Source organism: Psychrobacter sp. TB55-MNA-CIBAN-0194 (genome assembly GCF_040309505.1).
GTDB classification, from domain to species: Bacteria; Pseudomonadota; Gammaproteobacteria; order Pseudomonadales; family Moraxellaceae; genus Psychrobacter; species Psychrobacter fozii.
The window spans coordinates 1-22,703 of the sequence record NZ_JBEOOW010000006.1 but is presented as its reverse complement, the minus strand read 5'-3'; the positions used below and the strand labels follow the sequence as shown (position 1 = coordinate 22,703).

Here is a 22,703-nt window from a genome sequence, read left to right as displayed (position 1 = left end):
TGATAAAAATATGACTCATAAAGCGAATGATATCGTTGATGACCACGCTAATAGTAGCGTTAACCATCATACTCATGCTAATCAAAGTAACTGGTATGCAAAGTTACATCCTATTGGCACTGCGCAGCAAACAACAGAGCCAAAACGACTATTGAATCTGAGTATATTTTTTAGAATTTGGTTAGCCGTTGCATTGGTGTTGACCATTTGCGGTGTAGTAGTGTTTACTCAACTATTTGGCTATGTCAAACCGACAGCACAGCAAGTCATCGAAGACACGTTATTAGATACCAGTAAATTGCTCGCGGTCAGCTTGCAGGTACCATTATCGTCTGGGCAGCTATATGAGGAAGATTATCAAGCAAGACTGGATTCAGCATTTATCGGCACGCCAGCGACGAATAAAACCAGAGAGCCCGACTATAAAAATAAAAGCTATAGCAGTTTTCGGATATATGTCACAGACCATTCTGGCACGGTCATATACGACTCTCTGCCTTACCCTGACAACGATGAGGGGCAAGATTATAGTCGTTGGAACGATGTCTATTTGACTCTACAAGGTCAATATGGCGCAAGAAGTACCACGCGAGATCACAATCAGCGTGATGGTACGATCATGTATGTGGCACAGCCTATAAAAAATGCTGCTGGCAATCTGATTGGCATCGTCAGCGTCGGTAAACCTGTCGCTAGTGTACTGCCTTATTTGGATGATACGCGCAACCGCATGCTAATCACGGCGCTGTTCATGAGCATCGCTGCCCTGATGTTGGCTGGACTGGTAGCTTGGTGGCTTAAGCAAAGCATTACCTTGGTTACTCAATATACCAGTGCGCTGGCTGAGGATACCAAAAAACCCTATTTTTACTTAGGTCATGAGCTTAATAGTCTGACAGATACGATTGAATCTATGAAGCATAGATTGGAGAATCGATCTTATGTGACTGATTATGTCCATACCCTCACCCATGAGTTGAAAAGCCCGTTGACCGCAATTCGTGCCAGCAGTGAACTGTTAGAGGATGATGGTCTCGATAGTAGCGCATTAGACATTGAAGATCGGCAGATGCTGATCCAAACTATCGGTGAACAAAGCATAAAAATGCAGCAGTTAATTGATCGGTTACTGTTACTTGCCAAAATTGAGCAACCAACTTTTAAGCTAAACCAACAGCTAACGCCTCTATTACCATTGCTACAAACCCTTGCAAAAAATAATGCCGCTAAATTGCAGCAGCAGCTTTTAGCACCTATTGAAATCTATATCGATGATGCACGCTTCACTGACACCACACATCTACAGCCGAATATATTGGCAAATACCAGTGTCTTTGCTGATCAGTTCTGGTTAGTGCAAGTGCTACAGAACATATTAGATAACGCCATTCACTTTGCTGAGAATACAGTCAATATTCATATTCACAATACAGTGCAGACAGTAACTATTGATATATTTAACGATGGCAAATTACTACCCGACTATGCTGTGAAAAAAGCTTTCGACCGCTATTTTAGTTTGTCGCATCAGAGCCAAGCCACTTATAACGCATCAAGTCATTTATCTAATACATCATCAGAGCCTTCATTTGATAAGCAATCAATCACAGAAACTAAACCAGAACAGCTTAGTACGTCTGGCAACACTCTCAAAAAAGGCACTGGCCTTGGTTTAACGTTAGTAAAACAAGTAATCGAACACCATGGAGGTCATGTTGCGATTGACAACGTGCATAGTAATGAAGACGCTAAAAATGGCGAAAGTAGTACTATCAAATACTCACATTCTGGTGTGATGGTTAGTATCACGCTGCCTTTAGCTCGCGAATAAAGTTCAAGTAAATATAATTCATTAAACTTCCATCATTCCTACACAGGTTTTCTATCTCATTGTCTTACGATAGCGTTACTCAAATTCGTAAGACAGATTAAGGATAGAGATACGATGCAACACACACTTATTACCAACCATATTGTTAATAACAAGCTTATCGCAGGTCAATTGATTGAGAGCTTGCTAGGTCATAGTCGTCATCATTGCGCACAGATTTTGTCAAATCAAGGTATCGATAGTATTGAGTTTGGACATTGGCTCGCTATTCCCAGTCAGCAGGTATTATTGGTATTTCGCCATCAACGGTGTGTGGCTATTGATGCTTATCAAATAGCGGCTTAAGCACTTATTCAACTTTACATCAGATAGCAACCCACCAATTTAAGAACTTTATACTCATCCATAAAAAAGCCCTGTACTAACTCTAATCAGAAATCATTAGAGCCAGCGCAGGGCTTTTTCAATCACATTACGATAAAAATACTGGTGCTAGTGTTGCTACTAACACTAAAGCTATGTAATCGACTCTACCGGCTGCTTCACATCGCCGTTTTGACCACGATGACGCAGGTAATGGTCGAGCAATACAATCGCTAGCATGGCTTCTGCGATAGGCGTGGCACGGACACCAACACACGGATCATGACGACCCTTGGTCAGCATATCGATCGACTCACCTTGCGTGTTGATACTCTTGCCAGCGGTGGTAATACTAGACGTTGGCTTCAGGGCAATACTGACACGGATGTCTTGCCCAGATGAAATACCGCCTAGTATACCGCCAGCATGATTGGCAGTAAAACCGTCTGGCGTTAGCTCATCACGAGAGCTGTGACCGAACTGTCCAGCCACTGCCATACCATCACCCACTTCAACGCCTTTTACCGCATTGATACTCATCATAGCATGAGCAATGTCAGCATCTAATCGATCAAATACTGGCTCACCAAGTCCGACAGGGACACCGCTTGCGATCACTTCTAGACGCGCACCGCAACTGGTGCCTTCACGGCGCAAGTTATCGATTAATGACTCAAAGCGAGTCACCGCTTCTTTGTCAGCACAAAAGAATGGATTACTATTGACGAATTCCCAATCAATTTGACTAGCATCTGTGACGTTACTGTATTCATTGCCAATCTGAGTCACATGACCACGGACTTGCACGCCTAAACGGTCTTGCAGATATTTTTTTGCAATGGCACCAGCCGCAACGCGCATCGCCGTCTCACGTGCTGATGAACGACCACCACCACGATAATCGCGAAAGCCATATTTCATACTATAAGTATAGTCGGCATGACCTGGACGAAAAGTATCTTTAATCTCGCTATAATCTTTAGATTTTTGATTGGTATTACGAATCAGTAAGCCAATAGACGTACCTGTCGTTTTACCTTCAAATACGCCAGAGATAATCTCAACTTCATCAGATTCACGGCGCTGAGTCGAGTACTTAGACGTCCCTGGTTTACGGCGATCTAAGTCTACTTGCAAATCTTCTTCAGACAAAACCAAACCGGGTGGCACGCCATCGACGATAGCCATAAGGCCTGCGCCATGAGACTCTCCACACGTAGTGACAGTGAAAACCTGTCCGATACTATTGCCTGCCATATCTATCCTTAAATAAGTAAACGCAACTTATGCTTATTTTATTCATCGTTTGTGACTGTGACGAATTACCGATTATTATGATAATCAGTAATTCGTCACGACTCATATTTGACTATTGAATGCTGTCTAATAGCTGTACATAAGAGGCAAACAACTGACGATGGGTCATAAGCTCATCATAGGTAATCGCAAAAACACCATGACCGCCGTGGGCAAACTTCAACCAGTCAAGCTGGATTTCAGGATAGGCTTGTTTTAACGCCCATTCGCTATCGCCCACTTCGCAAATTAGCAGACCTTCTGGGCTTAGATAATCTGGCGCTTCAAACAAGATACGATGTACCAAGTCTAGCCCATCTTGACCAGCAGCTAGTGCATGCTCAGGCTCATATAAAAACTCAGGTGGCAAGTCTGCCATGATGGCCGCATCGACGTACGGTGGATTAGTGACGATGAGCTCATACTGGTTTTCAGTAGGAATCTTCGCAAACAGATCTGATTCAATCACATTAACCTGATGACCAAGATCATGATGATCAACGTTGACCATCGCTACTTCTAGCGCACCTTTATCGATATCGACAGCATCAACCAATGCATCGACGAAACGGGTCGCAAGCGCGATAGCAATACAACCAGAACCGGTACACATATCCAAAATACGCTCAGGCTGCGACAGTTGCTTGACGTCTAGGCCATGATCGTAAAATGCTGCGCCTTGCTCGTTAGGACTGAGTCCTAAAGGCTTGGCCAATTCAGTCACCTCAAAGTAAGGATGAAACTGCTGACGTATCAATTCTGCTATCGGTGAACGTGGAATCAAAACACGCTCATCGACATAAAAAGGCAAATCACAGAAGTATGACAAGTTAATCAAATAACTGAGTGGCTTACGTTCAGCGATGCGCTCTTCTAGCAGGCTTAGCACTAGCTGTTTCTCTGAAGTCGTCAAACGACAATCAAGAATCTGCTCATTCGCTGACCAGTCTAGAGACAATGAATGCAATACAATGGCAGACGCCTCTGCGAATTCATCGGTAGTACCTTGGGCAACAACCACATCATAATTGCGTAGTTGAGTCACTGAAAAACGAATGAAATCGCGAATACTAACGAGCTGCTCTCGCGCTTCTTCTAGCTCTGCATGCAAATTGGCAAATTGATCGTCCTCACCGAGAAGCCCAGACTCCAAATCAAACGCCATATTATCTTCTAGACTATCGTCATTGAAGTACTGGTTTTGAAACTCTTCTGCGCTCATTGTTTGGTCTTCTGACATATCATACCTTGCTGATTACATGTTCGTTGACGACATGTGGGTGGGTTAAATCGCTTCTACTAAAAGCCGATCTATTAATTAATATTCTAATTATACATTATAGACATAAACACTAAGTAGCGCCAATATTTGCATTTTTGTGTTTGTAGAGATAATAGGAAATGTAATTAACTTCAGTCATATCATGAGCTATTACCCTATCTAAACTCTCGCTCAGTTATTACCCAACTGTAGTGAATACGTCAGCAGTTGACGTTTGGCAAGCATTAAGTGAAAAAAGATGTGTCTAAAGTTTGCGAAGCATCCAAATTATGCGCATAATAGCCACATTAGTACCAACTACAAGTGATTCAACATGATGAAAATAAAGCCTATTATTACTGCTATTTCTATCGCTGCTGTCAGCGTTAGTGCCATTGCTGCCACTGCCGATACGACTCGCACATTGCCAGTACGTACAGCGGATTCGCTTGCGAAAAAAGTTAGCCTCAATGTGCAAGAAAATCGCAGCAACTCGTTAGACAGTCGTACAGCGACTGACAACATGACGCAGCTAATCGATTCAAAACAAGCACCGAAAGCGGCGGCGCCTGATAATATGAGCGCAGCTGAGCTGATGCGTAAAGATGAGCAGGCTGACCGTACTGACGATATAAGCGAAGGTCAAGCGGTTGCTGCTCCTAGCAACCTAGCCTCTATCGATTCATCTGATCCACTTTCTTTTGAATTGCCTGAAAACGAAAAACGTCAAGACTTTAGTGATGACCCTACCATCAAAAATATCGAAGACAAAGATGGTAAAAGACACACTACCTTGAACCTATCAAACTATGCCAAGCAAGTGAATAGTTCTGTCTGGTCACCAAACATGAAAGTCAACTCAGCGATGACTATCAAGATGCAAGCGTTACTCGATTGGAACCATGCTTCTCCTGGTCCTATCGATGGTGGTTGGGGTATGAACAGTAAAAAAGCCCTTATCAACTTTCAAACCATGAAGGGTTTGACTGCTAACGGTAAAATGGACCAAAAAACATGGGATGCTTTGATCAAAAACATTCCTGCTAATAAGCCCGTACTGGTCACCTATACGCTGACTAAAGCAGATCTTGATACCAACTTTGCGACTACTCCTTCTGGTTCAGAAGCCAAGTCAAAAATGAAAGGTTTGTATTATCAAGACATCAAAGAGATGCTCGGCGAACGTTTCCACATGGACGTACGCTACCTTGATAAGTTGAACAAGAACAAAGAGTACAAAGTCGGTGAAACCATCACAGTATTGAACAACCGTGGCGAGCTTAACCAACGTATCAACCGTATTGTTGCTAACAAAGCAGACCAAACCCTGTATGCATACAATGGTGACAAACTGGTTGCTACCTATCCGACGACTGTCGGTAGTGCTGCTACACCATCACCAAAAGGTACGTTCAAGATCATCAATAAAGTGAAAATGCCTTGGTATAAGTCAACAGTCGGCGAAGGTGCTCAAAAGAAAGTGCATATGATCGCACCAGGACCAAATAATCCAGTAGGCGTTGTTTGGATGGGATTGTCTAAACCTTCTTATGGTTTACATGGTTCACCAGTACCTGAAGGCATCAGCCGTCAAGGGTCAGCAGGTTGTGTGCGTTTGACCAACTGGGATGTACTAGAGGTCTATGCAAACGTTGAAAATGGCGCAGTAGTCGAACTTCAATAACACTCCACTATTATAGTGACCAAAAAAGACCTTGAACTATATCAAGGTCTTTTTTTATGTCTGACTATAAATGATGGTTGAATACCCTCAAGATATCTTAAAGCGTGTTAAACATTCAATCGTGGCGCTGACAGAGACTATCTGTGAGTGTTCAAAATGTCCTACACTTTATACCCTTCCTCATTGCCAGTGATACTACCGACTTTTTTGGTAAAGAATAACCCTGCTGGGATAGATACCAAAATGCCCAATGCGACTGCTATTTGCACATGCAATATCTCATTAAAACCTGTTACTAACGTGGCAACTATAAACACACCAATGGTAACGGTTGCTGCTATTGAATAAATGACAGAAAATAATGGCCAGTTCATAAGATACTCCTTACTTTTATTATGGATATAGTACCTTTATACACTAAACCCACATTAAAAGTAAGTATTTAATATAGACCCATAGAGTAGCCATAACAGATGATTCAGAGCAAAAGCCATGTTAATATTAAGGTTTTTTCTGGTAGTCTCAATATCATAAATATTACCTTTCAGCTATTATCAGTTACCGACTAACTTCTCTTCTTGTTCGCAAAAAACTCATACACCTTCCTCTATTTATCATTACAATAATGATTTTCTTTGTCTTTCTAAAAAAGCTACCTGCTATGACCTCATCTGAAGAAAAACCGCCTAATGATACGAGTACTACCAAACAATCATTAGCGATGACTAAGCCTGAAAAAGAAAACGCTATGGTCGCGAATGAGACTGATAGCTCTGAGCCAGACAGTACTGCAAAAAATGCTGAACCTTCAGAGTATTTAGAGCATCATGACGAAAATGAATCCGATAAGGACATGGCAGATACACAAAATCCTGACGCAAAAGTAATCATAGAATCGATCAGTCCAGATGTAGCAGTTGCGACATTAGAGACACCTGATACCACAACACCTGAATCCAACACCTCTGAAGATAAATCACGGCCTTCTACTGAAGACTTAACACCAGAGACTGAACCAGATTCAAACCATACTGATATTGAACATACTCACCTAGAAAATCCTGAATCTACAAAAAAAAGTCAAGATTATGATGACAGCACTACGCAAACCTCTCAAGAGGAAGCCGACGCTGAAGTAACAGTTTCTGATAGTGATATAGAAGACAGCTCGATAGAACAGAGTGTGGATTCAGAGCAATCCGTAAATGAATCAACAAACGCTATTGCAAATAAGCATAAGAGTGCTACAACACAAAGCAGTCAGCATAATAAAGACAATGCTCAAAAAGTCACCATAAAGGATGAGACCAACAATCAAACAGATCAAGATAGCGAAGACCTAGAGGAAGAAGTTAAAGAACAAAAGGAAGCCAAACTAGAATCTTATAAGCAGTTTGTTGCCGAGCAATTTAGCAATCAAAAAGTAGACTATCCAGAAGTCCGAGTAAGAATTGAAGCCAATGCGCTGCCTAGTAAAATGTATTTCATCATGAACATACTGTCTGCCATTATCGCCAGTTATGGACTGGTGACCAACTCAGCAGCGGTGGTCATTGGAGCTATGTTAGTGGCCATGATGCTAGGACCGATTACTGGTGTCGCATTAGCCATTATTGACCATCGTATGCCGCTACTGCGCAGGTCACTTATCACCATGCTCATCGGTGTGTCATTGGTGATATTGGTTGGCTTTATCGTGGGCTGGCTACACAAAGACCAGCCTTTAACAGCAGAAATACTGTCCCGTACTCAGCCAACATCCATGGATTTGATGATTGCTCTAGCAGGTGGTACTGCTGGTGCTTATGCGATGGTCTCGCCGCACCTCTCGGTTGCCGTTGTGGGCGTAGCCGTTGCCACCGCACTGGTGCCACCACTTGCTGCTAGTGGTATTTTATTGGCTAATAGTGAGCTACAGCTCGGACTCGGTGCATTTTTATTAGCCATCACCAACATTATTGCCATTCAATTTACCAATGCCTTAGTGCTTTGGCTGCTAGGGTTTCGACGTTTGGTTGATGACGATTATAAATCAAATACTTACTTAACTTTTTTGCGACGTAATGCCGTGACTTTATTATTGTTAGGTGGCTTGGGTACTTATTTGACCATCAATCTACAGACCAATGCCAAACAGCAAGTGTTTGAGAGTAGCGTTAAAGAAACCATCAATAGTTACTTCATTGATAAGGGCAACGTGCTAACCAATACCCAATTCGAAACTGTCGATGACAACCAAGTCGTACGTGCTGTCATTCGCGGGGAGACAACGCCTAGCTCATACGATGTCCGTCAAATTGAATTAGCAATTACCCAAGATATGGCGACAAACTTTCCCAAATATTTACCCATTAAACTACAACTGCGCTACTTGCCAGTACAGGTGATTGAATCCAATCCATTGATACAAGATAGATTGGACGAAACTGATGCAGCGATTTTGACCAACTAATTCATTTGCGAGCCAGATTTTTTAATGCTTTAAAATACTGGCTATGGTCGTCTCAAGATAATTTGGATACAATAATGAAGGCAAGTGAAAGCACTACGACTAGTAGAATTAGCAATCCTGACGCGCTATCTGGTTGATATAGTATTGACTATATCCACAGAATAACCCTGCAGTTGTAACTCTTGTACCAAGAGCTTGGGCGTTTGTGCTAAAATCGCTTGCAAAATTATTTTACTTCATCTACTCAATTCTATCCGTCAGTAAGGAGCCGCTGTGAGCCAGCCATTTCGCTCAGCCGATATTCGCCAAGCCTTTATCGATTTTTTCATAAGCAAGCAGCACACTACAGTCCCATCGTCTAGTCTGATTCCGCATAACGATCCGACATTGCTATTTACCAATGCCGGTATGAATCAGTTTAAAGAGACGTTTTTGGGCATGGAGCCACGTGACTATACACGTGCTGTGTCCTCGCAAAAGTGCGTACGTGCTGGCGGTAAACACAATGACTTAGATAATGTTGGCTACACTGCCCGTCATCACACTTTCTTTGAAATGTTGGGCAACTTCTCATTTGGCGATTACTTTAAGCAAGCCGGTATTGAGTATATTTGGGAGTTTTTGACATCGAGTGACTGGTTAGGAATTGATAAAGACCGTCTCTATGTCACCATCTATGAAACCGATGATGAAGCCTTTGATATTTGGAATAAAAATATCGGCATCCCGAGCGATCGCATCATTCGTATTGGTGATAACAAAGGCGCGCCGTATGCGTCAGACAACTTTTGGACGATGGGCGACACTGGTCCTTGTGGTCCTTGTACCGAAGTCTTTTATGATCATGGTGCAGATATCGAGGGCGGCCTACCGGGCACACCTGAAGAAGATGGCGACCGCTATATCGAGATTTGGAACTGTGTGTTTATGCAGTTCAACCGTCAAAAAGACGGTACGCTATTACCACTTCCAGCCCCTAGTGTGGATACAGGCATGGGTCTTGAGCGTATCAGTGCGATCATGCAAGGCGTCCATGGCAACTACGAGATCGATTTGTTTATCCATTTGATGGATGCAGCAGCTGAGATTTTAGAAATTAACAATGAGCAGCAATCATCATTGAAAGTCATCGCCGATCACATTCGTGCCGTTGCCTTTTTGATTGCTGATGGTGTCACACCAAGCAATGAAGGCCGTGGCTATGTGCTACGCCGTGTGATCCGTCGTGCGGTGCGCCATGGTAACAAGCTGGGTGCAGATGGTGACTTTTTCTATAAGATGGTCGCACCATTAGTTGCTGAAATGGGCCATGCCTATCCTGAGCTAAAAGATAAGCAAAGCGCTATTGAAAATGCCATTCAAAAAGAAGAGACACAGTTTGCTAAGACACTAGCGCAAGGGCTGCGTTTGCTTGCCAGCGAACTTGAAGGCTTGCAAGATGGTGACACGCTATCTGGTGAAGCCGCCTTTAAGCTATATGACACTTATGGCTTCCCGCTTGATTTGACCGCTGACATCACTCGTGAGCGCGGTATTGTTATCAATGAGGCTGAGTTCGATGAGCACATGCAAGCACAACGTGAGCGTGCGCGTGATGCTGGTAAATTCGACGTCGATTATAGCAGCGTCATTCAAGTAGAAACGCCGACGACCTTTATCGGTTATGAGCAACTTGAAGAAGAAGGCGTGACGATTGACGCGCTTTATCAAGACGGCAATTCAGCAGAAAGCTTGAATGAAGGTATGGAAGGTGTTGTTGTGCTTGACCGTACCCCATTTTATGCCGAAGGTGGTGGTCAGGTTGGTGAGCTGGGCGAAATTCGTACCGCATCTGGTGTCTTTGAAGTTCAAGATACCAAAAAATCTGGTCAAGCCATTATTCACTATGGTGTTGTCACCATGGGTGAGATTAACGCCAAACAAACGGCTGATGCGCAAGTACTCTCTAGCATCCGTGCAGCCAGTGCCAAAAACCACTCGGCTACTCACCTGTTACATGCAGCGCTAAGAGAAGTATTGGGTGATGAGGTCACGCAAAAAGGCTCACTAGTATCAAGCGAAGTATTACGTTTTGACTTCTCTTATGACAGACCCGTTAGCATTGCTGAAATCAGTCGTATCGAACGTCTCGTCAATGAGCAAATCCAAGCCAATACCCCTGCCCGTATCGAGAACATGTCGATTGATGAAGCCATGAAAAACGGTGCAATGGCGCTGTTTGGTGAAAAATACGGCAGTGAGGTTCGTGTGCTTACCATGGGTACAGACAGTATCGTAGATGGTCAACGCAAGCCCTTCTCTATCGAGCTATGTGGCGGTTTGCATGTACAGCGTACTGGTGATATTGGCCTGTTGAAAATCACGAGCGAGTCAGGCATTGCTGCTGGTATTCGCCGTATTGAAGCCGTTACTGGCATGAATGCGGTCAAAAACATTCAGCAAAGCGAGCAACAATTGAGCGAGCTAGCAAGTCAGCTTAAAGTAAAACGCCCAGAAGTTGCACAGCGTGTCCGTACTATGGCAGATAAGCAACGCGATCTAGAAAAACAACTAGAGCGCTTGCAACAAAAAATCGCCAGTGCCCAAGCAGCCAACTTACTCGACGACGTCCAGACTATCGCAGGTACGCCTGTACTTATCAGCATGTTAAGCGGTATCGATGGTAAGTCAATCCGCACGCTGATGGACGATATCAAATCTAAACTTCCAGATAGCGTTATTGTATTGGTGGGTGATAAAGACGATCAGTTAGCCCTAGCAGCCAGTGTAGCGAAATCTGTCATAGCCAAAGTAAAAGCGGGTGATATCATTCGTTATTTGGCAGGTGAGCTGGGTGGTAAAGGTGGTGGTAAGCCAGACTATGCACAGGGCGGCGCACCAAAATCTGGTAACAGTGCGGCTGTCATCGATGCCCTACCTGCTTGGATTGCAGACCAGCTTGGCTAGATAGTAGAGAGCCAACTGAGCAAAACACTGCATACTCAAACGTACAATACGTGATTGGTTATAACCATTATAACCAATCGCCATACATCTAAGCCGTACTAGCACTTAACGTGGTGACGTAGATATGATATAAAGGTCAACGTTTGAACACATTGTTCATTCATTAACTGTTAAGCACCATTAAATATAAGTACCATGGAATACAAGCACCATTGAATAAATGAAAGGCATAGGGCGCAACTCTTATAATACGGCTTTGTCTATGCAAACATCGATTGAGCGTCACATGGCGACATTGGCTCTCATTGATGACAACAAAAGGCCATTAATGAATAATAGGTAGATTTTTATGGCGTTAATAGTACAGAAATACGGCGGCACCTCGATGGGCAGTATCGACCGCATCAAAAACGTCGCCAAACGAGTCAAACGCTGGCATGACAACGGTCATCAAGTGGTCGTTGTGGTATCTGCCATGAGCGGCGAAACCAACCGTTTGATCGATCTGGCTCGCCAAATTAGCACTCAGCCTGATCCTCGTGAATACGACCAAATGGTTTCGACAGGTGAGCAGGTCTCTATCTCATTGCTTGCTATGGCGATTAAAGAGCTTGGTATCGGTGCGCGTTCATTTACTGGCCGTCAAGTCGCAATTAAGACCGATAGCGCCCACAACAAAGCCCGTATCGAAAGCATCGATGATAAAAATATTCGCGAGCAATTAGATGCTGGCAATATTGTCATCGTCGCAGGCTTCCAAGGTATTGATGATGAAGGCAACGCGACCACATTAGGGCGCGGTGGCTCTGATACTACTGGTGTCGCTATTGCGGCGGCTTTGGGCGCGGATGAATGTCAAATCTATACCGATGTTGATGGCGTCTACACCACTGACCCTCGTGTCACCTCAAAAGCTAAGAAACTTGAAAAAATTACCTTTGAAGAAATGCTTGAGATGGCAAGTCTTGGCTCTAAGATTCTACAGATTCGTTCCGTAGAGTTCGCGGGTAAATATGGTGTACCTTTACGTGTACTATCTAGCTTTGATGAAAACACAGACGGTAGCTTTGACCAAGAATTTCAAGACAATGTCGGCACCTTAATTACGATAGACGAAGGAGATAGTATGGAACAGGCAATCATCTCAGGTATCGCCTTTAACCGAGACGAAGCAAAAATTGTAGTACGCGGTGTACCTGACCACCCTGGTATTGCCTCTGCTATCTTGAGTCCGATTGGACGCGCCAATATCGAAATCGATATGATCGTACAAAACCTCTCGACCAATGGCACAACCGACTTTACTTTTACTGTCAATCGCTCTGATTTAGACAAAACCATGAAAGTGCTGAATGAAGAAGTCAAAGACGAGATTGGTGCAAAAGAAGTCTTAGGTAACAGTGAAGTCGTCAAAGTCTCATTAGTGGGTGTTGGCATGCGCTCGCACGCTGGTGTCGCTAGTCTTATGTTCCAGACGCTCGCTGAAAACAACATCAATATCCAAATGATATCGACCAGTGAAATCAAAGTCTCTGTACTGATTCAAGACCAGCATTTAGAAAAAGCGGTTAAATCATTACATACCGCATTTGGTCTGGATCGCGAAGATGGCGAAAGTAAAATCGCTGGGCTATAATAGCCGCTTATAATTCTGATGTGCTCTTTATAGTGGCTGGGCTATTATTTTAGTTAACAATAATAGATTTGGCTGGCGCAGTTACCACTCATGGGTTACTAATAACATTCAATAATACGTTCAATTAAATAGGGTCTCTTGAGATCCTATTTTTATTTTTTATTATTGCTGACGTTAGTAGTTACCTAATAGTTTTGTGAAAACTCGTGACAGTCTCTGCCATGCCCCCTATAATGGGCTTTCATTTGGGCTAAATGAATCTACCTATCATTACCGCCATTGGCACTACGCTAATTATTTTAGTTATGCTGATATATAGTATGTTTAATACTGCGGTGATGTCCTGCAATTGAGAAGTAATCTAATGAGTAATAATTTGTTGATGCGACATAAGGAGTGTGACGCATGTTAATTTTGACACGCCGCGTGGGCGAAACGCTAATGATTGGTGATGAGGTCAGTGTGACTGTCCTAGGTGTCAAAGGCAATCAAGTACGTATCGGTGTAAATGCACCTAAAGATATTGCCGTACACCGCGAAGAGATTTATCAACGTATTCAGCATGAGCGTTCTGTACAGTCGCAAATGCAACATCTTGAGCAAGGCAGTTTTGCGCCTTCTTTCGATGATGAAGACTATTTTAATCGCTAATCGATATATTTTCACTTTTCTAATCTGCTCTGAGGTCATTTATTTATGAGTATTCGCCAATCAGACATATCGGCTCTACTTAATGGTTTGAACAAAAAAGCCATTGGATTCAATGATGTCATCAGTTTTATTGATGATTTTTATCGCTATGCACCTGCCCCTTTTGTTAACGGCATGGTACATAATGCAGCTGGTGAAAACGAAGGTAGTGCAAAGATTTTTGGCTTTGCTAAGCTCCATGGTCTTGATCAATTAGACACGCTGAAACTATTCGGTGAGCATTATGCCAAAGTTCAAGCAACCCCTAATGGTACCGATCATGCCAATATTCGTAATTTTTTACATTGGGGTTGGCAAGGGTTTTTGATGCAAAAAAACCCACTGACAGTACGCCCTAGCGTTGATACGACTGCACTTTAATCAATCATCAAACAATAAAAAAGCCACGCTATATATAGCGTGGCTTTTTTATTGTGATCTACATCAATAATAAATGCTTATTTATCACGGAACTTAACGGGTTGCACGGCCCCTTTAGGATTCGGCATGTTGGGATAATGATGCTCATGCTCAACATCACATTCTGCCCCGACGATAGACCCATCGTCTTTTACTGGTTTATGAATGTAGCCAGTACGCTCAGAAGGTGGTAGGTGCTCATGCTCCCAAACCATGATGGCTTGCATACAAGTTTCACGCTGTTCAGCGGTTAGCTTACGACCATCAGGCCACTTACCTATCTCAATCGCCATACGAAACTTATCAGCCACTTCTGGCGTCAAACTTGCCAATATCGTTTGCTTATCCATCTTATCTACTCTCCACTACTATTTTTTTATAGCATATTCTATCTAACGTTTTTATATAACGGATAAAGTTATTCGTCATCATCCATAATATCATCATCGACATCCAGACTGAATTCTTCAGCATGGACGTTCCAGTGCAACTTTGTACGACAAGCTTCATAGAAATCAAACCCTGGTGGATGCAACAGTGTTAACTTATCAGGGTGCTTGCGAATATAGAGCCGCTGCTCTTGCTCAAGTGGCACACTCGGCTTACCGTCTGCACTGACCATCGGCTGCGTGCGATTATCTTCGTGAATACGAATACACACCTCACTATTACCACTCACCACAATAGGCCTGCTAGATAGCGTATGTGGATGCATAGGTACTAGACAGATGGCATCCATACTTGGATGAATGATAGGGCCACCACCTGACAGTGCGTAAGCGGTAGACCCAGTCGGTGTCGCCGCTATCAAACCATCGCTATGCTGTCTATAAACATCATGCTCGTCAATTTTCATCTGAAAATCAATCATGTGTACTGATTTTCCAGCATGTAATACGATGTCGTTGAGCGCCATGTCTTCGTGGATAATCTTACGACCTTCTCGTATCTCCATAGTCAACAGGAACCGATGATCTAGCTGGTAATCACCCATCAAGACTTGGCGTAGCTTAAATGCGGCCTCATCAGGCTTTACATCTGCTAAAAACCCAAGCCGACCACGGTTAACGCCCAGCACAGGAACACGGTAACGTGCTAAAGCTTCGGCGGCATGCAATATCGACCCGTCCCCACCGACAACGATGACCAAATCGCAAATTTCACCGATTAGACTGCGCTTAACGATTTTAACTTTTTCAATCTCAGTGAGATTCAATGTTGGTAAGTTGGCCGTCTTTACATCCATAATCAATGTGAGGTTCATATCATTGATCGTTTGGGCAATTTGCACGAGGCTTTGAGTAACACTACGCTTGCCTGCACGGCCCATCAATCCGATACGCCTAAAAGCAGGGTTTTTGATAGCGTGAAACAGCTCTGACTCATGTAAGTGTGGCAATCTTGCTGACTGCGCTGAGTTTTCCATAAAACGGCTCGGTATAACGGTAAAATACTAGGTAATGATAGCGATAAATGAGCGCTTAGACTAGCATGTTTATGAATTATCGTTGTTAACTGTCGTAATCGACCCCATATAAAAGCTATCATACGTTACTTTTAAACGTGTTTATTTAGCTACAGAGCATCACATTATTATAATTCAATAACCAACTGCAGAATGTCGTCAGGCCTTTATGGCCGTCACGCAAACACAGTTGACAATAATGGCGGATTTGCTAAAGTAGCTGTTATCTAACTCATTTATATTTTATTATTAGGGACATATATATGGCCAATCCTATTGTCAGTCGCGCAGAACTTGCGATCGGCGGGAATCCAATGACGGTCAAGGGCGTTATTCAAAAGACCAGTCTATTACTTGGGCTATCAGCTATCACTGGTGTGGGCTTTTTCTTTTATGCACTTATGGCAGGTCTATCGCAGGGTTTTATCACGATGGCAGCCTTTGGTAGCATGATTGCTGCATTCGTTCTGGCTCTTTTCATCACTTTTAAGCCACAAAAAGCCAAGACTTTGGCTGTACCTTATGCACTACTAGAAGGTATATTTTTAGGCGGCATTTCACTGTTCTTTATGAGAATGTATCCAAGCGTGCCTGTGACTGCAATGTGTGCAACTTTTGTCACCGCAGCCGTTATGCTAGGGCTATATCGTTCAGGTCTAGTCAAAGTGACTCAAAAGTTCCGCTCAATTGTGACCTCAGCCGTTATCGCCATCATGCTGGTTTATGTGGCACAGTGGGTGCTTTCTTTAGCATTCGGCTCAAGCTTACCTTTCTTGTTTGAAGGCGGCGTTATCGCTATTGGCTTTAGCTTATTCGTTATTGTTATCGCTTCTTTCACACTGCTATTGGACTTCGATAATATCGACCGTGGTGTGGCAATGGGCATCTCTGAAGACTACGAGTGGCTATTCAGTATTGGTATACTTGCCACGCTAGTGTGGATGTACATTGAGTTTATGCGTCTATTAAGCTATCTACAAGATTAGTATAAATAGACTGTCTAATAGTAAGCTAATACAAAAAAACCGTCTTTTATTAAAGGCGGTTTTTTTGTGAGTCAAAGTAAATACTGGTTCACAACTAAGAATGTGATGATATTCTTGCAATTTACTCATCAGATAGAGCAAGGAATGAGCATTGTTGATTTTCTCAATTTTTATAGGGCTATCTATTATTCAAACTAGCTATGAGTATCTGACTTTAATGTGATTTGGGAATTATTTTTCTTCATAAATTGTATCTTTTGGATAAACAATTTTCATAAAAATCCATAACCAAAAAATATTTATAAATAAAGTTATGCCTAAAAAAATCATGTTTGCATCTTTAGTAAATTTTAATGTTTTTTTATAATATCTTTTCTGCTCCCCCTCAACTTCCAAGGTTACTAGCTGTGGGAAATCATTACTAAACCCTAAAAAATCGGGTTGAAAATACCAGCCTATCTTTGCAGGTTTATCTAAATAAGGTTCAATATTCTTACGATCCATACAACTGCCAGAATCTCTAGTCGTGAAAGCTGTATAATGGCAACTAAAAACAATATCGTTACTAGGTTCTTCTATAGATTTTAGAGTGACACCAAACCCTTCATAGTCTAATATCCCTTCACTATAATGGAGTTCGGACTTTAAAGGAAAATTTCTACCGCTCCATTCTAAAAGAAGTTTAGATGGGAAAAAAAACAATGTTAATAAGAGAATAACGATATGGATTTTTTGAGATTTCGATAACTCGCTAAATTTTCTGAGATTTTTGAACATAAATTATTTCTTATAAAAGTTATCTAACACGTCATTTTGAAAAATCCCCCAAAATAATGAGTTTTTCTTTGTTGTAATGGCTTTTGATCTTGTAGCAGTTCACAAGCTAATTATTCATCAAAACCCTCTATAATACTAATACATTGATTTATAACTACTTACCTGTTCTATGAAGCGTATCAATTGCCCAATACATGAAGACAGAAAACGGCAAAGAAAAGATAATCATAAATATATACTCTTTGTTACGACCACGTATGATATTAATAGTAGTAGCATAACTGTAAATAATTTCATCTCCTGACTGCATAGTGACAAGCTGTGTCATATCATTTTTAAACCATAATAGCTTTCTTTGTTGGTAGTAGCCTACTGTTACTTCTTTATCAAGATATGGATCGTAGAATTTTTTTGAACCACGTCCACTGTTTTCACTATTCCCAAACACTGAATAACTACAAGAAAAAATCTGACTTTGTTTGTTTTCAGCGCCGGTATATATCTATACATGCCTGGAGTTACCTACGTTGTCATGTAGGCTTAAAATACCTGTCGTATAGAATAGGGAATCTTCTTTAGGGAATCCTATACCAGCATATTTTGTAGTCATACTTACTAGTATAAATACAAATATAGATACGCTTACGTAAAAGTCCAGTTTTCGCTTTATTTTGAATCCAAGCATATGTCTTACTCGAGAAAAGAAGTTTCGATTGTAAAGATAATTGGTTAATTATTAATCGGTTTTTTACCCACTTTACTAAACGACCAGTACATAAGCACTGACAATGGAAAAGCAAATAAAATCATAAATCTATAAAGTTTATTCTTGCTATTTATTTTTCTGAGAGTATCCGTGTAACTAATAATCACCTTATCATCGACTTCTACAGTCACCACTTGAGGTACGTTGTTTTTGAATATTAAAAACTTATCTTGTATATACCATCCTATGGTCGCTTCTTTATTTAGATAGGGTTTATAAAAACTGTTACCACAGTTACTACTTCTTCCGTTATCGAAAAATGAATAGCCGCATGCAAAAACTTGAGTCTCTGTATTACCCGCGACGTTATCAAGCATTAGGTGTTTAGTGTGACGCACATTGTCATGAAGACCTAAAATACCTGTCGTGTAGAAGAGGGAGTCTTCTTTAGGGAATCCTATACCAGCATATTTTGTAGTCATACTTATTAGTATAAATACAAATATAGATACGCTTACGTAAAAGTCCAGTTTTCGCTTTATTTTGAATCCAAGCATATGTCTTACTCAAGGGAAGGGATTTCAGTTATAAAATAGTTGGTCAATTATTAGATTATCAGTTTACTCATATTAGTCATCTGCAACAGATGATCGGTAAATTTAGTAAAATACACTCATTTCATTACTGACAATTATTTATTCTAATTTGGAAATATTAATGCAACAGCAATATTAGTACAACAAAAACTTACTTTTTTATTTACTGACATTACAAAGATATTGCTTTCTAATATATTGTTGATTCTGTGATTTTCATCTACAAGATATACACCTATAGGGCGGGACTTTAATGTCGTAGATTTTTTAATGAGGAAGCTTAAAAGAAAAGACCTATAAAAAAAGGCACTTGAACAGAAACAGCAGACACAAAAAAACCTCAAGCAAACTAATGCTTGAAACGAAAATTGCTTAAACTCAAAAGTTTAAATTCGTTTAAAAAACATCATATAAAAGTTGAAATATTGAGAAACAAGGCAACTTATACCCCCTTATCATAGTTTTCATATTAACCACTTGATATTTAGGCAGCGCACTAAGTTATCGATTGAGCCAATACCTCAAATACTTTTGAATGACTCATTTGCGCCACATTGAACCGCATAAAGTTCTCAGCATTGTCCGACTGACTAAAAACATTGCCCGGTGCCAATACCACACCTTTTGATAAACAACGATTGGCCAATTCGGTCGCATTGTTATTCTCAGGTAATCGGCACCATAGGAACATACCTGCTTGTGGGAGCAGCCACGGTACGATGCCTAATTTAGCCAGTCGTGGTAGCGTATGAGTACGCGCGCTTGCCAGCCGAATATGGATATCATTCATATGCTTACGGTAGCCGCTATCAGTCAACGCTGAGAACACAACCGCCGCTGCTAACTGACTGCCACCAAAGCCAGTCGCTATCTTTAAATCTACCAAACTCTCGACCCATTCTGTAGGCGCTGCAATATAACCACAGCGTAGGGATGCGGATAACGTTTTAGAAAAACTGCCGATATAGAATACGCGTGATAAACCATCCAAAGCCGCCAATCTCGCTGCAGGCTTGACTTCAAAATCTGCAAAAATATCGTCTTCGATGATGTACAAGCCAGCCGCTTGAGCCAATTGTAATACACGGTATGCCGTAGCCGGTGATAACGTTGCGCCCGTGGGATTGTGAATGGCAGCGTTGGTGATGTACAGGCGCGGCTTATGCTCATCTAAAATCGCTGCAAAGGCATCTACATCTGGCCCATTTGGCGTATAAGGGACACCAACCACTTTGACCCGATGGGCAAGCAGCTGTGCTCGAAAATTAAAGTAACAAGGATCATCGACGACAACCGTATCACCTGGTGTCAGCAAAAATCGAAAAATTAAATCTATCGCTTGAGTGCCCGAATCCGTCAATATGACCTTTGACGGTTCTGCATTAATACTCAATCCTGCCATACGCCGCGTGAGTAATTGACGCAATGCTAACAGTCCTAGCGGCGTTGCATATTCACTGATAATGGATACGTCAGCCTTTGCCACATTTCGCAGGCCACGGCGTATACCTGCCTCAAACAGCCAATCTGCTGGTAACCAGCCACAGCCTGGCTTTAGCGCACCATCGGGTGGCTCCAGTGACTGCCGTGATACCCACAATGGATCTACCACTCGATCAATTTTTGGCGCTATATCTGTCAATGATAGCGGTGCCGTCGTCTCTGCCACATAGAATCCTGCACCAGGCCGAGAATAGATAACTCCCTCAGTTTGCAGGCGCTCATAGGCTTCAACCACGGTAGATGGTGAAAATCCATAGCTTTTAGCGGCTGCCCGTACAGACGGCAGACGTGATTCTGGCATATAGATAACGGTCGCTATTTTCTCTTTTGTGTCAGCCATGACAATTTCAATACGCGTGAATTTATTATTCATATTTTTTACTATTTTTGGTAGGTCAGCTTTTGTTAAATTTTTATCTCAAGATCATAGATGAGACAATATATTGATTTGATTTTCGAACTGTATGGGTTCTATAGACCAAACAGTTCTGTCTGATTGTACTGGATTGTATATAGATAACCTACTGCGCTTTTGTTTTAATCATTGAACGTAAACAGTGTAGAGGTAGGTGTGATTCTCTTGTGAATCGCACTAACCTCAGTCAATTCAACGATTATTATTCAAAAAGCAGCGATATATGACCACGAAAAAATACAATAAATATTTGGCATTTGCCTTATGCGTAATAACGACAAGCGTCAATATCCAAGGGCCGCTGTATGCCGTTTATGCACACAATGATGGCTATGGCGTACTAGCAACTACGATAGCGTTTTCCTTTTATGTATTAGGCGTCATACCCGTATTATTAGCTTTTGGTGGGTTGTCTGATCGAATCGGACGACGCAAGACCATTTTAATCTCTTTGGCACTATCAATAGCGGCGACGGCTCTCATGTTGTTTTATCCGTACACGCGAGCGTTAGCAGTAGCGCGATTCATACTGGGTGTGGGAACGGCTCTGATGGCTGCTACGGCGACGGCCTATATGATTGAGCTGCTTGGCTCATCAGATACGATGCGTGCGACAGCGTGGGTGACGGCCAGTACGACGATAGGTTTTGGTCTTGGTCCTGTATTGACGACAGTTTCTTTGATGTTTTATGAAACCGATCAGCCAGCCAGTTTTTTCTTACTGCTAGCGAGCGGGATACTCGCTATGTTTTTGTTATATCAATTACCAGAGACAGCACCTAAACGCACTAATTTGCCCACATCTATGCTACGGCTACCTTATTTTAATCGTGAAGTCATTTGGTATGGCAGCGGTATTTTGATTTGTTGGGCGACGACAGGATTGGTGTTGTCAGTTATTCCCTCTGTACTGGCCACGCATGGACTCGCTAAGTATGCAGGGATATCCTCTATGTTAGCCATCAGTTGTGGATTGATCGTTCAGCCAATCGCCCGAAAACTTGACCCTCAAATCTCAAGCAGGCTTGGTCTTTTGATCTTACTACCGGCTTATGCTTTATTGGCTTGGGGAACGTTGAACGCCAATCTTCCAGTGATTCTTTTGGCTGCTTTCTTAGCTAGCAGTAGTTGTTATGGCTTTGTCTATCTAGGAGGTATGCTAGGAGTCGCACGCTCGGCTGGCAATGAGCAAGCACGTGCGAGTGCAGGCTATTTTCTGATGGCATATATAGGGCTTAGTGTGCCTGTCATCTTTACTGGTTTGATTGTGGATCGGTATGGTGCTGCTACTGCATTCTACGCCTTTGGTGTGTTTTCATTAGTTGGTGTGATTGTCTTGTTTGCCAGCCAGCCTATGTTGAAAGTTAGGCGTCATTCAAACTTAGAAATGAGAAAAATTACCTGATCAAACCTTAAGTAGAAATAAAAGCAGCATTATTTTTCTTTGATCAATCGTAAAATGCGATACACGATAAAGTAAGAAATAGAATAGGCAGGCGCAGAATAAGGACAACACTAGGAAATAAATGCTTTAGATAGCCTATTCCTCTCTATTCGAAAGTCTAGCCAAACACCAATCTGAGTTTTAGGTGATATCACAGACACAAAAAAACCTCAAACAATCTAATGTTTGAGGCGAAACTTGCTTAAACTCGAAAGTCTAAATTCGTTTTAAA

General features: G+C 42.0%; 18 protein-coding genes and 1 pseudogene. 10 read left to right on the top strand and 9 right to left on the bottom strand.

What is annotated here, in order from left to right; translation table 11 throughout:
* The first annotated feature begins 10 nt into the window (after positions 1 to 10).
* Together creC and AAEY75_RS08460 are read left to right on the top strand one after the other, a co-directional pair.
* A complete protein-coding gene (gene creC / locus AAEY75_RS08465) occupies positions 11 to 1,831 on the top strand; it encodes a two-component system sensor histidine kinase CreC (protein WP_352259344.1) in 1,821 nt (606 codons plus the stop codon).
* A 114-nt stretch (positions 1,832 to 1,945) separates the two neighbouring features.
* A complete protein-coding gene (locus AAEY75_RS08460) occupies positions 1,946 to 2,176 on the top strand; it encodes a hypothetical protein (RefSeq protein WP_197217606.1) in 231 nt (76 codons plus the stop codon).
* A 171-nt stretch (positions 2,177 to 2,347) separates the two neighbouring features.
* Here the strand turns inward: AAEY75_RS08460 and aroC are convergent, their stop codons facing one another.
* Positions 2,348 to 3,451, bottom strand: coding sequence for a chorismate synthase (gene aroC / locus AAEY75_RS08455; protein WP_197131516.1), 1,104 nt, complete (start codon positions 3,449 to 3,451; stop codon positions 2,348 to 2,350).
* Between the two features lie 112 nt (positions 3,452 to 3,563).
* A complete protein-coding gene (gene prmB / locus AAEY75_RS08450; protein WP_352259343.1) occupies positions 3,564 to 4,730 on the bottom strand; it encodes a 50S ribosomal protein L3 N(5)-glutamine methyltransferase in 1,167 nt (388 codons plus the stop codon).
* 355 nt (positions 4,731 to 5,085) lie between these two features.
* On the opposite strand from prmB, the gene AAEY75_RS08445 reads away from it, so the two are divergent.
* Positions 5,086 to 6,435, top strand: a complete 1,350-nt coding sequence (locus AAEY75_RS08445) for a L,D-transpeptidase family protein (RefSeq protein ID WP_181416248.1) — start codon at positions 5,086 to 5,088, stop codon at positions 6,433 to 6,435.
* A 161-nt stretch (positions 6,436 to 6,596) separates the two neighbouring features.
* On the opposite strand, the gene AAEY75_RS08440 is transcribed toward AAEY75_RS08445, so the two are convergent.
* Positions 6,597 to 6,809 (bottom strand): hypothetical protein, encoded by a 213-nt coding sequence (locus tag AAEY75_RS08440; protein WP_110922650.1) that lies wholly within the window; start codon positions 6,807 to 6,809, stop codon positions 6,597 to 6,599.
* Between the two features lie 287 nt (positions 6,810 to 7,096).
* Here AAEY75_RS08440 and AAEY75_RS08435 point away from each other — a divergent pair, with 287 nt between their 5' ends.
* The 5 genes and pseudogenes from AAEY75_RS08435 to AAEY75_RS08415 all read left to right on the top strand — a co-directional run bounded on the left by AAEY75_RS08435 (position 7,097) and on the right by AAEY75_RS08415 (position 14,540).
* Positions 7,097 to 8,887, top strand: a complete 1,791-nt coding sequence (locus AAEY75_RS08435; protein WP_352259342.1) for a DUF389 domain-containing protein — start codon at positions 7,097 to 7,099, stop codon at positions 8,885 to 8,887.
* Positions 8,888 to 9,160: 273 nt separating this feature from the next.
* Complete coding sequence (gene alaS / locus AAEY75_RS08430; protein ID WP_352259341.1) at positions 9,161 to 11,833, top strand: alanine--tRNA ligase; 2,673 nt, start codon at positions 9,161 to 9,163, stop codon at positions 11,831 to 11,833.
* A 349-nt stretch (positions 11,834 to 12,182) separates the two neighbouring features.
* Positions 12,183 to 13,469, top strand: coding sequence for an aspartate kinase (locus AAEY75_RS08425; RefSeq protein WP_197100008.1), 1,287 nt, complete (start codon positions 12,183 to 12,185; stop codon positions 13,467 to 13,469).
* Between the two features lie 405 nt (positions 13,470 to 13,874).
* Positions 13,875 to 14,042, top strand: a pseudogene (gene csrA, locus AAEY75_RS08420) (carbon storage regulator CsrA); the annotation flags it as partial.
* A 123-nt stretch (positions 14,043 to 14,165) separates the two neighbouring features.
* Positions 14,166 to 14,540 (top strand): HopJ type III effector protein, encoded by a 375-nt coding sequence (locus tag AAEY75_RS08415; protein ID WP_110922646.1) that lies wholly within the window; start codon positions 14,166 to 14,168, stop codon positions 14,538 to 14,540.
* Between the two features lie 77 nt (positions 14,541 to 14,617).
* Here AAEY75_RS08415 and AAEY75_RS08410 read toward each other — a convergent pair whose 3' ends face one another.
* Together AAEY75_RS08410 and AAEY75_RS08405 are read right to left on the bottom strand one after the other, a co-directional pair.
* Positions 14,618 to 14,929, bottom strand: coding sequence for a YeaC family protein (locus AAEY75_RS08410; RefSeq protein WP_352259340.1), 312 nt, complete (start codon positions 14,927 to 14,929; stop codon positions 14,618 to 14,620).
* Positions 14,930 to 14,997: 68 nt separating this feature from the next.
* Entirely contained in the window at positions 14,998 to 16,005 is a 1,008-nt protein-coding gene (locus AAEY75_RS08405; protein WP_181416247.1) for an NAD(+) kinase, read from the bottom strand.
* Between the two features lie 302 nt (positions 16,006 to 16,307).
* On the opposite strand from AAEY75_RS08405, the gene AAEY75_RS08400 reads away from it, so the two are divergent.
* Positions 16,308 to 17,030 (top strand): Bax inhibitor-1/YccA family protein, encoded by a 723-nt coding sequence (locus AAEY75_RS08400; RefSeq protein WP_110922643.1) that lies wholly within the window; start codon positions 16,308 to 16,310, stop codon positions 17,028 to 17,030.
* 231 nt (positions 17,031 to 17,261) lie between these two features.
* Here AAEY75_RS08400 and AAEY75_RS08395 read toward each other — a convergent pair whose 3' ends face one another.
* The 4 genes from AAEY75_RS08395 to AAEY75_RS08380 form a co-directional block, all read right to left on the bottom strand.
* On the bottom strand, positions 17,262 to 17,807 hold the full coding sequence (locus AAEY75_RS08395) for a hypothetical protein (protein ID WP_352259339.1): 546 nt from the start codon (positions 17,805 to 17,807) through the stop codon (positions 17,262 to 17,264).
* 154 nt (positions 17,808 to 17,961) lie between these two features.
* Positions 17,962 to 18,255: a hypothetical protein gene (locus AAEY75_RS08390; RefSeq protein ID WP_352259338.1), complete on the bottom strand. Its 294-nt coding sequence runs from the start codon at positions 18,253 to 18,255 to the stop codon at positions 17,962 to 17,964.
* A 281-nt stretch (positions 18,256 to 18,536) separates the two neighbouring features.
* Positions 18,537 to 18,995, bottom strand: coding sequence for a hypothetical protein (locus AAEY75_RS08385; RefSeq protein WP_352259337.1), 459 nt, complete (start codon positions 18,993 to 18,995; stop codon positions 18,537 to 18,539).
* A 610-nt stretch (positions 18,996 to 19,605) separates the two neighbouring features.
* Positions 19,606 to 20,985: an aminotransferase-like domain-containing protein gene (locus AAEY75_RS08380; RefSeq protein ID WP_352259336.1), complete on the bottom strand. Its 1,380-nt coding sequence runs from the start codon at positions 20,983 to 20,985 to the stop codon at positions 19,606 to 19,608.
* 265 nt (positions 20,986 to 21,250) lie between these two features.
* Here AAEY75_RS08380 and AAEY75_RS08375 point away from each other — a divergent pair, with 265 nt between their 5' ends.
* Positions 21,251 to 22,432: an MFS transporter gene (locus AAEY75_RS08375; protein ID WP_352259335.1), complete on the top strand. Its 1,182-nt coding sequence runs from the start codon at positions 21,251 to 21,253 to the stop codon at positions 22,430 to 22,432.
* Positions 22,433 to 22,703 lie beyond the last annotated feature (271 nt).